Annotated in this window: 10 protein-coding genes; 7 read left to right on the top strand and 3 right to left on the bottom strand. The window is 73.2% G+C overall.

The genetic code is table 11. The features are described from left to right. Nucleotides 1-67: 67 nt before the first annotated feature. Nucleotides 68-427, top strand: a complete 360-nt coding sequence (locus CLT72_RS00850; RefSeq protein WP_101409094.1) for a YciI family protein — start codon at nt 68-70, stop codon at nt 425-427. A 74-nt stretch (nt 428-501) separates the two neighbouring features. Here CLT72_RS00850 and CLT72_RS00845 read toward each other — a convergent pair whose 3' ends face one another. Further along, a complete protein-coding gene (locus CLT72_RS00845; RefSeq protein ID WP_101409093.1) occupies nt 502-942 on the bottom strand; it encodes a cytidine/deoxycytidylate deaminase family protein in 441 nt (146 codons plus the stop codon). Nucleotides 943-1,111: 169 nt separating this feature from the next. On the opposite strand from CLT72_RS00845, the gene hrpA reads away from it, so the two are divergent. Further along, entirely contained in the window at nt 1,112-5,143 is a 4,032-nt protein-coding gene (hrpA, locus tag CLT72_RS00840; RefSeq protein WP_101409092.1) for an ATP-dependent RNA helicase HrpA, read from the top strand. Here the strand turns inward: hrpA and CLT72_RS00835 are convergent. Together CLT72_RS00835 and CLT72_RS00830 are read right to left on the bottom strand one after the other, a co-directional pair. Beyond that, nucleotides 5,110-6,450 carry an FAD-dependent oxidoreductase gene (locus CLT72_RS00835; protein ID WP_101409091.1) on the bottom strand — a complete coding sequence of 447 codons (1,341 nt, stop codon included), beginning with the start codon at nt 6,448-6,450 and terminating at the stop codon, nt 5,110-5,112. The two genes, hrpA and CLT72_RS00835, sit on opposite strands and share 34 nt — an antisense overlap. A gap of 126 nt (nt 6,451-6,576) precedes the next feature. Continuing rightward, a complete protein-coding gene (locus CLT72_RS00830; RefSeq protein WP_101409090.1) occupies nt 6,577-7,506 on the bottom strand; it encodes a LysR family transcriptional regulator in 930 nt (309 codons plus the stop codon). A 77-nt stretch (nt 7,507-7,583) separates the two neighbouring features. Between CLT72_RS00830 and CLT72_RS00825 the strand changes: the two genes are divergently transcribed. From CLT72_RS00825 to CLT72_RS00805, 5 genes are all read left to right on the top strand, one after another. Next, nucleotides 7,584-8,273 carry a succinate dehydrogenase/fumarate reductase transmembrane subunit gene (locus CLT72_RS00825; protein ID WP_308220768.1) on the top strand — a complete coding sequence of 230 codons (690 nt, stop codon included), beginning with the start codon at nt 7,584-7,586 and terminating at the stop codon, nt 8,271-8,273. Nucleotide 8,274: 1 nt separating this feature from the next. Further along, a complete protein-coding gene (locus CLT72_RS00820) occupies nt 8,275-10,212 on the top strand; it encodes a fumarate reductase/succinate dehydrogenase flavoprotein subunit (RefSeq protein WP_101409088.1) in 1,938 nt (645 codons plus the stop codon). Beyond that, nucleotides 10,209-10,973, top strand: a complete 765-nt coding sequence (locus CLT72_RS00815; RefSeq protein ID WP_089001139.1) for a succinate dehydrogenase/fumarate reductase iron-sulfur subunit — start codon at nt 10,209-10,211, stop codon at nt 10,971-10,973. The genes CLT72_RS00820 and CLT72_RS00815 overlap by 4 nt, the downstream gene beginning before the upstream one ends. A gap of 553 nt (nt 10,974-11,526) precedes the next feature. After that, the gene (locus CLT72_RS00810; protein WP_101409087.1) at nt 11,527-12,711 is read left to right on the top strand and encodes a zinc-dependent alcohol dehydrogenase; all 1,185 of its coding nucleotides are present in this window, start codon (nt 11,527-11,529) and stop codon (nt 12,709-12,711) included. Next, nucleotides 12,708-13,652 carry an SDR family NAD(P)-dependent oxidoreductase gene (locus CLT72_RS00805; protein ID WP_101409086.1) on the top strand — a complete coding sequence of 315 codons (945 nt, stop codon included), beginning with the start codon at nt 12,708-12,710 and terminating at the stop codon, nt 13,650-13,652. The genes CLT72_RS00810 and CLT72_RS00805 overlap by 4 nt, the downstream gene beginning before the upstream one ends. The last annotated feature ends 58 nt before the right edge of the window (nt 13,653-13,710 follow it).

Below are 13,710 nucleotides of genomic sequence, written 5' to 3'. Positions count from 1 at the left end.
GGCGCTGAGCAGGGCGGACGGCGCGGATCCGGGCGGACGGCGGCCCCGGCCGCCCTAGTGTGTGGGCATGCGATTCGACCAGCACACCGTGGTGCTCCTGCTCCGGCCGGCGGACGCGCCCGACCTGCCGCTGGACGCGGCCGACCGGTTGCAGGACGCCCACCTGGCGCACCAGGCGGGGCTGGTGGAGCAGGGGCTCGTCCTGGCCGCGGGGCCGTTCGTCGACGCCGACGACGAGCGGCTGCGCGGGTTCGTCGTGCTCTCCGTCTCGCCGCAGGAGGCCCGCGAGCTCTACCGCAACGACCCGGCGGTGCGGGCCGGGCGGCTCGGTGTGCAGGTGATGAGCTGGATGGTGCCGGAGGGCATCGTGCGCTTCGAGAGCGCGCCGCTGCCCCGGTCGGTCCTGGAAGCCGCCGCCGGCGACTGACGGCGGCCACCGGTGTCGGTCGGCCGCCGACCGGGCACCGGGCGAGACCGGGCGTCAGTCTGGCGGGCCGGGCGTCAGTCGGCCGGTCGCGGCGCGGGGAGCGGGCCGGTCGGCCCGTCGAGCTGCTGGTCGGCCCAGACGTACGTCTCCGGCAGCAGCTCGGCGACGTGCACCACGCGCAGCGCGTCCATCGGCCCGACGATGACCCGGACCGTGGGGAAGTAGTCGCGCAGCACCTGCCGGCAGCGCCCGCAGGGCGGGATCACCCCGCGCCCCCGGTCGCCCACCGCGACGATCGTCTCCAGCTCGGTGACGCCCTGCGTGGCGGCGGCGCCGACCGCGACCACCTCGGCGCAGGGGCCGCCCGTGAAGTGGTAGACGTTGACCCCGGTGAAGACGCGGCCGTCGGTGGTCCGCGCGGCGGCGGCGACCGTGTGGTTCTCGCTGCGGCAGCGCAGCTTGGCGACTGCCGTGGCGGCCTGCACCAGGGCCCGGTCGGTGTCCCGCATCGTCATCCAGTCCCCCGTGGCCAAGGTCGGTCGACGCCCCACTCTAGTCCGAGGCGGCGCCACCGCGCTCCCCCTCGCGGGGCGCCGTCGACGGGCGTGGGCGCGGGCGGGCCGGGGCGGTGCGGCGGTAACCCGGGGGCGGTCCGGCCGGCGGCTGCCTATCCTTGGCGACGACATGCAGAATCCAGCCGCACCCGCCGCGACCGACCCCGTCCGCGAGCTGCACCGCCGCCTCCGTCCCCTGATGTTCCGCGACCAGCGCCGCCTGCAACGACGCCTGGACGGGGTACGCCGGCTGCGCGACCCGCAGCGCCGGGAGTCGGCGCTCGACGAGATCGCCGCCGACGTGGCGCGGGCCGAGGCGGTGCTCGAGAACCGGCGCGCCGCCGTACCGGTGATCACGTATCCGGCCCAGCTGCCGGTGAGCGAGCGCAAGGACGACATCGCCGCCGCCATCCGCGACCACCAGGTGGTGATCGTGGCCGGCGAGACGGGCTCCGGCAAGACCACCCAGCTGCCGAAGATCTGCCTGGAGCTGGGGCGCGGGATCACCGGCCTGATCGGGCACACCCAGCCGCGCCGGCTGGCCGCGCGTACGGTGGCGGACCGGATCGCCGAGGAGCTCGGCACCGAGCTGGGTGACGTGGTCGGCTACAAGGTGCGCTTCGCCGACCAGGTCAGCGACCGCAGCCTGGTCAAGCTGATGACCGACGGCATCCTGCTCGCCGAGTTGCAGACCGACCGGATGCTGCGCCAGTACGACACGCTGATCATCGACGAGGCGCACGAGCGCAGCCTCAACATCGACTTCATCCTCGGCTACCTACGCCAGCTCCTCCCCCGCCGCCCCGACCTCAAGGTGGTCATCACCTCGGCGACCATCGAGACCGAGCGCTTCGCCCGGCACTTCGCGGGGCCGCCCACCGCCGAGCATCCCGACGGCGTACCGGCGCCCGTGGTCGAGGTCTCCGGGCGCACGTACCCGGTCGAGGTGCGTTACCGGCCGCTGGTCGAAATGGCCGAGGGCGACGACGACGGCGAGGACGAGGAGAACGTCCGCGACCAGGTCCAGGCCATCGGCGACGCCGTCGAGGAGCTGGCCGCCGAGGGCCCCGGCGACGTCCTGGTCTTCCTCAGCGGCGAGCGGGAGATCCGCGACACCGCCGACGCGCTGGGCAAGCTCGTGGAGAAGAAGCCGGCGCTGCGCGGCACCGAGATCCTGCCGCTGTACGCCCGGCTCTCCACCGCCGAGCAGCACCGGGTCTTCGCCCCGCACGCCGGGCGCCGCGTGGTGCTGGCGACAAACGTGGCGGAGACCTCGCTCACCGTGCCCGGCATCAAGTACGTGGTGGACCCGGGCACGGCCCGCATCTCCCGCTACAGCAGCCGGCTCAAGGTGCAGCGGCTGCCGATCGAGCCGGTCTCGCAGGCGTCGGCCAACCAGCGCAAGGGGCGCTGCGGGCGCACCTCGGACGGCATCTGCGTCCGCCTCTACGACGAGCAGGACTTCCTGTCCCGCCCGGAGTTCACCGACCCGGAGATCCTGCGCACCAACCTCGCCTCGGTCATCCTCCAGATGACCTCCATCGGGCTGGGCGACATCGCCGCGTTCCCGTTCATCGACCCGCCGGACCGGCGCAACGTCGCCGACGGCGTGAACCTGCTGCACGAGCTCGGCGCGCTCGACCCGGCCGAGGTCGACCCGGCGAAGCGGCTCACCCCGCTGGGCCGGCGGCTGGCCCAGCTCCCCGTCGACCCGCGGCTGGCCCGGATGGTCGTCGAGGGCGAGCGCAACGGCTGCGCCACCGAGGTGATGGTGATCGCCGCCGCGCTGTCGATCCAGGACCCGCGCGAGCGGCCCGCCGAGAAGCAGGCCCAGGCCGACCAGGCGCACGCCCGGTTCACCGACCGCGAGTCGGACTTCGTGACGCTGCTCAACCTGTGGCGGCACCTGCGCGAGCAGCAGCGCGAGCTGTCCTCCAGCGCGTTCCGGCGGATGTGCAAGGCCGAATACCTCAACTACCTGCGGGTACGCGAGTGGCAGGACATCGTCAGCCAGCTGCGCCAGGTCCTGCGTACGCCCGAGGACGGGCGACCGGCGCGCGACGCCGGTGGCGGCGGGCGCCGGGGCGGCGCGGACCTGCCGGAGGAGATCGACACCCCGAAGGTGCACCAGTCGCTGCTGGCCGGCCTGCTGTCGCACGTCGGGCTCAAGGACGCGCAGAAGCACGAGTACCTGGGCGCCCGGGGCGCGAAGTTCGCGCTGTTTCCCGGCTCGGCGCTGTTCAGGAAGCCGCCGCGCTGGGTGATGGCCGCCGAGCTGGTGGAGACCTCCCGGCTCTGGGGCCGGGTCGCCGGCCGGGTCGAGCCCGAGTGGGTCGAGCCCCTGGCTCAGCACCTGGTCAAGCGCAGCTACAGCGAGCCGCACTGGGAGAAGAAGCAGGCGGCCGTGATGGCCTACGAGAAGGTGACCCTCTACGGCGTTCCGCTGGTCACCTCGCGGAAGGTCAACTTCGGGCGGATCGACCCGGCGCTGTCGCGGGAGCTGTTCATCCGGCACGCCCTCGTCGAGGGCGACTGGCAGACCCACCACCACTTCTGGCGGGACAACCAGCGGCTGCTGACGGAGATCGAGGAGCTGGAGCACCGGGCCCGGCGCCGCGACATCCTCGTCGACGACCAGACCGTCTTCGACTTCTACGACGCCCGCATCCCGGCCGACGTGGTCTCCGGGCGGCACTTCGACGCCTGGTGGAAGAAGACCCGGCGGGAGCAGCCCGACCTGCTCACCTTCACCCGGGAGCTGCTGGTCAACGCCGGCCGCACCGGCGTGGACGAGGCCGACTACCCCGACGAGTGGTCCGCCGACGGGGTGACCCTGCCGCTGACCTACCGCTTCGAGCCGGGCACCCCCACCGACGGCGTGACCGTCGACATCCCGCTGCCCCTGCTCAACCAGGTGCCGGCGGAGAGCTTCGACTGGCAGGTGCCCGGGCTGCGCGAGGAACTGGTGATCGCGCTGATCCGTTCGCTGCCCAAGGCGGTACGCCGCAACTTCGTCCCGGTGCCGGACTTCGCGCGCGCGGCGCTGGCCGCGATGCCGGCCGGCGAGGAGCCGCTGCTGGACGCGCTGACCCGGCAGCTGCGCCGGATGACGGGCGTCACCGTGCCCCGCGACGCGTGGGAGCCGGAGAAGCTGCCGCCGCACCTGCGGGTCAGCTTCCGGGTGCTCGACGAGGAGAACAAGCCGGTCGCCGAGGGCAAGGACCTACCGGCCCTGCAACGTCGGCTCAAGGCGGAGGTACGCCAGGTCGTGGCCGCCGCCGCGCCGGACGTCGCCCGGACGGGCCTCCGCACGTGGAGCATCGAGGATCTTCCTCGCACCATCGAGCAGGTGCGCGCCGGCTACGCCGTGACCGCGTACCCGGCCCTGGTCGACGAGGGCGACACCGTCGGGGTGAAGGTCTTCGACTCGCCCGCCGAGCAGGAGGCGGCGCACTGGGCGGGTACGCGGCGGCTGCTGCGGCTCACCGTGCCGTCGCCGGCGAAGTTCCTGCAGGGGCGGCTGAGCAACGAGGCGAAGCTGGCGCTGAGCCGCAACCCGCACGGCGGCGTGCAGGAGCTGATCTCGGACGCGGCGGGGGCGGCGATCGACAAGCTGATCGGTGACGCCGGCGGCCCGGCCTGGGACGCGGAGGGCTTCGCCGCCCTGCGGGAGAGGGTCCGGGCCGACCTGGTGGACACCGTGGTCGAGATCATGGACCGGGTCCGCCGGGTGCTCGCCGCCGCGTACGCGGTCGAGCAGCGCCTCGGCGCCACCCGGAACCTGGCGGTGGTGGCCGCGCTGGCCGACATCCGGGCCCAGCTGAACGGCCTGGTGCACAAGGGGTTCGTCACCGAGACCGGGTACGCGCGCCTGCCCGACCTGCTGCGCTACCTCACCGCCATCGAGCGGCGGCTGGACCGGCTGCCGGGCAACCCGCAGCGCGACAAGCAGCAGCAGGACCGGGTCGCGGTGGTGCAGAAGGAGTACCAGGAGATGCTCGCCGCGCTGCCGCCGAGCCGCCGGCAGTCGACGGCGGTCCGGCAGATCCGCTGGATGGTCGAGGAACTGCGGGTGAACGTGTTCGCCCAGGCGCTGGGCACCCCGTATCCGGTGTCGGAGCAGCGGATCTACCGCGCGATGGACGAGGCGGAGGGCAGGTAGGGCGACCCGCGCAGCACCCGCAGCAGCACCGGCGGGGAGAGCAGCCGCGTCGGCGGGTCGACGAGGTTCACCACCCGCAGGAACGCCGCGCCCAGCGCCGGGTCCCGGGTCGCCGCCGCGTGCAGCCGGCCCACGTACGCGTTGACCAGGCGCACCCGCGGCGAGCGTCGGCCGGGCACCTCGGGGAAGCGCAGGTCGGTGCCGACCGCGATGGACCACGGCCCGTCGATCAGCCGGGCGGCGCCCCGGAAGAACCGCCGGGCGAGCCGGTCGGGCGAGCGCCGCAGCAGCCGGCGCAGCAGCAGGGCCTCCAGCGCGGCCACCGTCATGCCCTGCCCGTAGACCGGGTTGAAGCTGCACACGGCGTCGGCCACCACCAGGTAGCCGGCCGGGAAGCGGCGCAGCCGCTCGTAGCGCCGCCGCACGCTGGCCGGGAACTTCATCGTCGCCGGCGGGCTCTCCGGCTGCGCCGTACGCAGCAGCTCGGCGATCTGCGGGGCGGCGAGGCTCTCGGCGAAGGCGGTCATGCCCTCGTCGTCGGCCGGCGGCTCCTCGCCGAGCATGCCGCTGAGCGCCACCGCGAACCGGCCCTGCTCCTGCACGGCGACGATGCCGCCCCGGGGCTGGCCGGGCACGGCGTTGGTGAGCGCGCCGAGCAGCCCCTCGAGGTGGTGCGGCTCCCGGCGGTAGGTGCGGGTGAGGTAGGTGACGCCGACCTTGACCCGTTCCTCCGGCGCGGGCCGGTAGCCCAGCTCGGCCAGCCACACCGGACTGCGGGTGCCCCGGCCGCCGGCGTCGACGACGAGGTCGGCGGCGACGGTCGTGGGCTCCCCGTCGCGGGGGTGCAGCCGCACCCCGGTGACCCGCCGCCGGTCGACGGTGGTGGTCAGGCCCGCCACCTCACAGGCCGAGACGATCCGCACCCCGGGCAGGGCGGCCACCCGCTCCCGGACGACCTGTTCCAGCAACGGTCGGCTGACCCCGAGGGCGAACAGCGGCGACGGGGCGCGGCGCATCCGGTGGCCGTTGTTGTACCAGTGGACCTGCTCGTGCAGGTCGACCGTGGGCACGCCGCGCGCGGCCAGCTCCGCCGAGATGCCCGGCAGCAGCTCCTCGAACGCCTGCCGGCCCCGGGTCAGCAGGACGTGCAGCTGCCGCCCCTGGGGTACGCCCCGGCGGCTGTCCGCCCGCTCGGGCAGCAGGTCGCGGTCCACGAGGGTGACCCGCTCGTACGCCTCGGTGAGAGCGCGCGCCGTCAGCAGGCCGCCCATGCTGGCGCCGATCACCACGGCGCTGCCCGTTGCCATGCGGGCAGCGTAGGCACGCCGACGGGGGCCGGTCGTCTTCCGTCGTGCGCACCTGGCGGCGTGGGACCGGCGCGGCCGGTCGTGCGGCGGCCGGCCTCCGCGCGGCCCGACGGCCGGCGGCGGAGCTCAGAGCGGTTCGACGCCCGGCGGCAGGTCTCCCTCGGTGGTGGCGTCGCGGACGTAGTCCAGCAGTATCCTGCGCAGCTCCCGGCCGGCGTGGGTGGGCACCACGTCGCGGCGCCGGGCGACCGCGATGGTGCGCCGGACGCCGGGCGGGGCCAGCCGGGTGACGCGTACGCCCGGCCGGCGGGCCACCACGATGCCGGGGACCAGCGCGACGCCCAGCCCGGCCTCGACGAAGCTCAGCACCGCGTCCATCTCGCCGCCGTCGACGGCGATGGTCGGCTCGAAGCCGGCCTCCCGGCAGGCCTGGAGGGTGGCGTCGCGCAGGTCGTAGCCCTCCCGGAACATGACCATCGGCTGGTCGCGCAGGTCGGCGACGCGTAGCTGCCCGGTCTCCGGGACCACCGACAGCTCCTCGACGGAGGCGACCACCAGGCTCTCCCGCAGGATGGGGTCGGCCCGCAGCCCGGGGTCGGTGCCCTGGGCCGGCATGATGATCAGTGCCAGGTCGAGGTCGCCGCGGAGCAGGCCGCGGACCAGGTCCTGCGAGCCGCTCTCCTCCACCCGCAGGTCGATGGTGGGGTGGGCGTCGCGGAAGCGGCGCAGCACGGGCGGGGCGAGCGAGGTGGCGAGGCTGGGGGTGGCGCCGAGCCGGACCCGGCCACGGCGCAGGCCGACCAGCTCCTGCACCTCGCGGGTCGCGGTGTCGACGTCGGCGAGGATCCGCTTGGCCAGCGGGAGCAGCACCTCACCGGCCGCCGTGAGGGTGATGTTGCCCCTTACCCGCTCGAAGAGCGGGGCGCCGAGGCCCTCCTCCAGGGCGTGAACTTGCTTACTCAACGAAGGCTGGGTGATGCCCACGATGTCGGCGGCTTGGGTGAAATGTCGTACTTCTGCCACCGCAACGAAGTACTTCAGCTGATGGAGCTGCATCTACATAGCCTATAGCTATCAAGACTGCGAGGTCGATGCATTGGACGACTGAATCAAGTGCTCCTAGCGTCGATCGCGTGGTAGTCACGAGAACTCGGTCGCCCATCCGTTCCAGCGTCGGCCTCAAGGCCGTCATGGCGGTGACGGGCATCATCCTGGTGTCATTCCTGATCGCGCACATGCTCGGCAACCTGAAGATCTTCACGGGGGCGACCTCGTTCGACCACTACGCGCACTGGCTGCGCGAGATCGGCACCCCGCTGCTGCCGGGCGTGTGGTTCCTGTGGATCATGCGGATCGGCCTGGTGGTGGCGGCAGTCGGCCACATCTGGGCCGCGACCGCCCTCGCCGTGCGCGCCCGCGCCGCCCGCCCGGTGCAGTACGCGCACCGCAAGAAGGTGCAGGGCAGCTACGCGGCCCGCACGATGCGCTGGGGCGGCGTGATCATCCTGCTGTTCGTGATCTACCACATCCTGGACCTCACCACCGGCACGCTGAACCCGGTCGGCGACCCGAGCCGGCCGTACGCCAACGTGGTGGCCGACTTCGCCCCGGAGCGCTGGTACGTGACGCTCTTCTACACCCTGGCGGTCGTCACCCTCGGCTTCCACCTGCGGCACGGCCTGTTCAGCGCGCTGCGCAGCCTCGGCCAGCAGAGCCCGCGCGGCGAGCGGCGGGCCCGAGCCGTGGCGCTGGGCTTCGCCGTCGTGCTCTGCGCCGGCTACCTGGTGGTCCCGTTCGCCGTACTCACCGGATTGGTGTCCTGACATGGATCTCTACACCGAGGGCGACCCGATCGCCGACACCAAGGCTCCCGACGGCCCCATCGAGACCCGCTGGGAGCGGCGGCGCTTCGAGGCCAAGCTGGTCAACCCGGCCAACCGCCGCAAGATGACCGTGATCGTGGTCGGCACCGGCCTGGCCGGCGGCTCGGCCGCCGCCACGCTGGGCGAGCAGGGCTACCGGGTCAAGACCTACTGCTACCAGGACAGCCCGCGCCGGGCGCACTCCATCGCCGCGCAGGGCGGCATCAACGCCGCCAAGAACTACCGCAACGACGGCGACTCGGTGCACCGCCTCTTCTACGACACCGTCAAGGGCGGCGACTTCCGCTCCCGCGAGTCGAACGTGCACCGGCTCGCCGAGGTCTCGGTCAACATCATCGACCAGTGCGTCGCACAGGGCGTCCCGTTCGCCCGCGAGTACGGCGGCCTGCTGGACACCCGCTCCTTCGGCGGCGCGCAGGTGCAGCGCACCTTCTACGCCCGGGGCCAGACGGGCCAGCAGCTGCTGCTCGGCGCGTACCAGGCGCTGGAACGGCAGATCGGCCTCGGCAACGTGGAGATGAACACCCGGCACGAGATGCTGGAGCTGATCGTCGTCGACGGCAAGGCCCGCGGCATCGTGGTCCGGGACATGGTCACCGGCGAGATCACCACCGAGTTCGCGGACGCGGTCGTGCTCGCCTCCGGCGGCTACGGCAACGTCTTCTACCTCTCCACCAACGCCAAGGGCTGCAACGTCACCGCCACCTGGCGGGCCCACCGCAAGGGCGCGTACTTCGCCAACCCCTGCTACACGCAGATCCACCCGACCTGCATCCCGGTCTCCGGCGACCACCAGTCGAAGCTGACCCTGATGAGCGAGTCGCTGCGCAACGACGGCCGGGTCTGGGTGCCCAAGGCCAAGGGCGACACCCGCAGCCCACGGGACATCCCCGAAGACGAGCGGGACTACTACCTGGAGCGGATCTACCCCTCCTTCGGCAACCTGGTCCCCCGCGACATCGCCTCCCGCGCCGCGAAGAACGTCTGCGACGAGGGGCGCGGCGTCGGCCAGACCGGGCTCGGCGTCTACCTGGACTTCGGCGACGCGATCAACCGGCTCGGCCGCAAGGCCATCGAGGCCAAGTACGGCAACCTCTTCGAGATGTACGAGCGGATCACCGGCGAGGACCCGTACGAGGTGCCGATGCGCATCTACCCCGCCGTGCACTACACGATGGGCGGCCTCTGGGTCGACTACGACCTCCAGTCGTCCATCCCGGGCCTCTTCGTGATCGGCGAGGCGAACTTCTCCGACCACGGCGCGAACCGGCTCGGCGCCTCGGCGCTGATGCAGGGCCTGGCCGACGGCTACTTCGTGCTGCCGAACACCATCGCGCACTACCTGGCGTCCGGCCCGATGGAGAAGGTCGACGCCACGCACCCGGCGGCCGTGCAGGCCCGCGCCGACGTCGAGGACCGGATCCAGCGGCTGCTGGCCGTCGACGGCGACCGGACCGTCGACTCGTTCCACCGCGAGCTGGGCCAGATCATGTGGGAGCACTGCGGCATGGAGCGCAGTGAGGCCGGGCTGCGCAAGGCGATCGACGAGATCCGCGCCCTGCGCGAGCAGTTCTGGCAGCGGGTCCGGGTGCCGGGCAGCGGCGAGGGGCTCAACCAGTCGCTGGAGAAGGCCGGCCGGGTGGCCGACTTCTTCGAGCTGGCGGAGCTGATGTGCATCGACGCCCTGCACCGCGAGGAGTCCTGCGGCGGTCACTTCCGGGCCGAGCACCAGACGCCCGACGGTGAGGCGGAGCGCGACGACGACCGCTTCGCGTACGTGGCGGCCTGGGAGTTCACCGCCACCGGCGAGCCCTCGGTGCTGCACAAGGAAGACCTGAACTTCGAATACGTCCACCCCACGCAGCGGAGCTACAAGTGAACCTGACCCTGCGCATCTGGCGCCAGTCCGGCCCCGAGGACAAGGGTCGGATGGTGACCTACAAGGTCGACGACGTCTCCCCGGACATGTCCTTCCTGGAGATGCTCGACGTCCTCAACGAGCGGCTGATCCTCGCCGGCGAGGAGCCGGTGGCGTTCGACCACGACTGCCGCGAGGGCATCTGCGGCATGTGCGGCCTGATGATCAACGGCGACGCGCACGGGCCGCAGCGCGGCACCACCGCCTGCCAGCTGCACATGCGGCAGTTCTCCGACGGCGAGACGATCGACATCGAGCCGTGGCGGGCCCGGGCCTTCCCGGTGATCAAGGACCTGGTGGTCAACCGGGGCGCGTTCGACAAGATCATCGCGGCCGGCGGCTACATCACCGCGCCGACCGGCAGCGCCCCCGAGGCGCACTCGACCCCGGTCGCCAAGGCCAACGCGGACGCCGCCTTCGAGGCGGCGGAGTGCATCGGCTGCGGCGCCTGCGTGGCGGCCTGCCCGAACGGCTCCGCGATGCTCTTCACCGCCGCGAAGGTCACCCAGCTCTCGCTGCTGCCGCAGGGCCAGCCGGAGCGCTACACCCGGGTGGTCGGCATGGTCGACGCGCACGACGAGGCCGGCTTCGGTGGCTGCACCAACGCCGGTGAGTGCACCGTGGTCTGCCCCAAGGGCATCCCGCTGAACACCATCGGCCGGCTCAACCGCGACTTCCTGATGGCCACCTCGAAGCGGGGCGACAACACCCCCGGTTCCTGACCGGATCGAACGGACGGGCCGTCGCACCCCTGCGGGTGTGGCGGCCCGTCCGCTTTCCGGTAGCGGCCCCGTCGGCCGGGGTGCGTCCTGTCGGCTCCAACGCCGCGGCTGCGGGCAGCCGGGGCCGTGGCGGGGCCGGGCCGTGGCGGGGCCGGCCCCCTCGACGGCCCCTGTCGAGCTGCCCCGTTTATGGGACCGGCCACCAGCGGCGAGCGCGGCGTGTCGAGCGGACGACCCGAAGGGCGGCACCCGCGTGCTCCCCACATCCCACGTCTCGCCGGGCAGTTCCTCGACGGGCGATCGCCTGCGCCACCGAACGGGCTGCCCCACACCACGGGGCAGCTCGACAGCGTCCACGCGACACCCCGGCTCACCCAGGCGAGCCAACGGGCCGGACGGGAAACGCAGTCCGGGTGGAGCGGGACGACGGGGGTACAGGCCCGCGCCGGACCGGTGGAAGGGCGGCGAGAACCGGACCGCCGGCTGGGGCGCCGGTTCAAGTCGGCGGGGGCGGGTAGCACCCCCGGGGACGGCACGAGGAGGGACGACGGACATGAAGGCGCTGACCTGGCAGGGCAAACGGGACGTACGGGTGGAGGAGGTGCCCGATCCGCGCATCGAGGAGCCGACCGACGCGATCGTCCGGATCACCTCGACCGCGATCTGCGGCTCGGACCTGCACCTGTACGAGGTGCTCGGGCCGTTCCTGAAGCCCGGCGACGTCCTCGGTCACGAGCCGATGGGCATCGTGGAGGAGGTGGGCCCGGGAGTGACCCGCCTCAAGCCGGGCGACCGGGTGGTGGTGCCGTTCAACATCTCCTGCGGCTCCTGCTGGATGTGCGACCGGCAGCTGTACGCGCAGTGCGAGACCACGCAGGTGACCGCCGAGGGCAAGGGCGCCGCGCTGTTCGGCTACACCTCGCTCTACGGCTCGGTGCCCGGCGGGCAGGCCGAGTACCTGCGGGTGCCGCACGCCCAGTTCGGCCCGGTCAAGGTGCCCGACGCCGGGCCCGACGAGCGCTGGCTCTACCTGTCCGACATCCTGCCGACCGCCTGGCAGGCGGTGAAGTACGCCGACACCCCGCGCGGCGGCACCCTCGCCGTCTTCGGGCTCGGGCCCGTCGGCCAGTTCTGCGCCCGCATCGGCCGGCACCTCGGCGCGGACCGGGTCATCGGGCTGGACCTCGTGCCGGAGCGGTTGGCGATGGCCCGCCGGCACGGCATCGAGGTCCTCGACGTCAGCCAGCTGGACGACGTGCCCGGCGCGCTGATCGACCTCGTCGACGGGCGTGGTCCCGACGCGGTCATCGACGCGGTGGGCATGGAGGCCCACGGCGCGCCCCTCGGCAAGCTCGCCCAGACCGCCGCCGGGCTGCTGCCCGACAAGCTCGCGCAGACCATGACCGACAAGGTTGGCGTCGACCGGCTGGTCGTACTCAAGGCCGCGCTCAAGGCCGTGCGCCGGGGCGGCACCGTCTCCATCTCCGGCGTCTACGGCGGCGAGGTCGACCCGATGCCGCTGATGGAGATGTTCGACCGGGGCGTCCAGCTGCGGATGGGGCAGTGCCACGTGCGCCGGTGGACCGACGAGATCATCCCGCTGCTCTCCGGCGACGACGACCCGCTGGGCGTGGCGGACCTGCGTACCCACCGGGTGCCGCTGGCGCAGGCGCCGCAGGCGTACGAGATGTTTCAGAAGAAGGAGGACGGCTGCGTCAAGGTCGTGCTGGCACCGTGACCCGGACGGTGGTCGTGACCGGCGCGACCAGCGGGATCGGCCGGGCGGCGGCCCGGGCCTTCGCCGACCGCGGCGACCGCCTCGTGCTCGCCGCCCGCTCCGCCGCCGCCCTCGCCGCCGTCGGCGACGAGTGCCGGGCCGCCGGCGCGCAGGCGCTGGAGGTACCCACCGACGTCACGGCCGACGGCGCGCTCGCGGCGCTCGCCGACGCGGCCCTCGGCCGCTTCGGCGGCGTCGACGTCTGGGTGCACACGGCGGCGGTGATGGCGTACGGCCGGTTCGAGGAGACCCCGGAGCGGGTCTTCGAGCAGGTGGTACGCACCGACCTGCTCGCCGCCGCCGCGGTGGCCCGGGTGGCGCTGCGGCGGTTCCGGGCCGACGGCGGGGGGACGCTCATCCTCACCGGGTCGGTGCTGGGGCACATCACGGCGCCGTACATGAGCGGCTACGTGGCGAGCAAGTGGGGGTTGCGGGGGCTGACCCGCACGTTGCAGCAGGAGGCCCGGGAGACCCCGGGCGTGCACGTGTGCATCGTGAACCCCGGCAGCGTGGACACCCCGGTCTACCAGCGGGCCGCGAACTACCTCGGCCGCATCGGCCGGCCCCCGCCGCCGGTCACCACCCCGGAACGGGTGGCCCGGGCCATCGTGGACTGCGCCGACCGGCCCCGCCGGGAGGTGTCGGTGGGCCGGGTCAACACGGTCATGCGGGTCGGCTTCACCGTGTTCCCCGGCGTCTACGACGCCCTCGTCGGCCCGTTGATGCGGCTGGCCGGGCTGACCGACCGTCCCGTCGCGCCGCACGACGGCGTGGTGTTCGCGCCGGACGCCGCCGCCGCGTCCGTACGCGGCGGCTGGCTGCCCGACCTCGCACGGGTGGCGCGGGCCGTCGGGGAACTGCCCGGCCCGGTCGTCGCGGCCGTCCGGCGCCGGCTGCGGTGAACCCCGCACGGGATCACCGGCGTCGATCGTCTGGCCTAGGGTGGTGGGCCGGTAAGCG

The sequence above is a fragment of the Micromonospora sp. CNZ309 genome (assembly GCF_002846525.1).
This window is presented reverse-complemented; position numbering and strand designations above follow the sequence as displayed.

Excerpts from the sequence above, each read along its gene's own strand:
- CLT72_RS00830 (WP_101409090.1), bottom strand. The coding sequence starts at position 7,506 with ATGCAGCTCCATCAGCTGAAGTACTTCGTTGCGGTGGCAGAAGTACGA.
- CLT72_RS00845 (WP_101409093.1), bottom strand. The coding sequence starts at position 942 with ATGACGATGCGGGACACCGACCGGGCCCTGGTGCAGGCCGCCACGGCA.
- CLT72_RS00835 (WP_101409091.1), bottom strand. The coding sequence starts at position 6,450 with ATGGCAACGGGCAGCGCCGTGGTGATCGGCGCCAGCATGGGCGGCCTG.
- CLT72_RS00850 (WP_101409094.1), top strand. The coding sequence starts at position 68 with ATGCGATTCGACCAGCACACCGTGGTGCTCCTGCTCCGGCCGGCGGAC.
- hrpA (WP_101409092.1), top strand. The coding sequence starts at position 1,112 with ATGCAGAATCCAGCCGCACCCGCCGCGACCGACCCCGTCCGCGAGCTG.
- CLT72_RS00820 (WP_101409088.1), top strand. The coding sequence starts at position 8,275 with ATGGATCTCTACACCGAGGGCGACCCGATCGCCGACACCAAGGCTCCC.
- CLT72_RS00810 (WP_101409087.1), top strand. The coding sequence starts at position 11,527 with ATGAAGGCGCTGACCTGGCAGGGCAAACGGGACGTACGGGTGGAGGAG.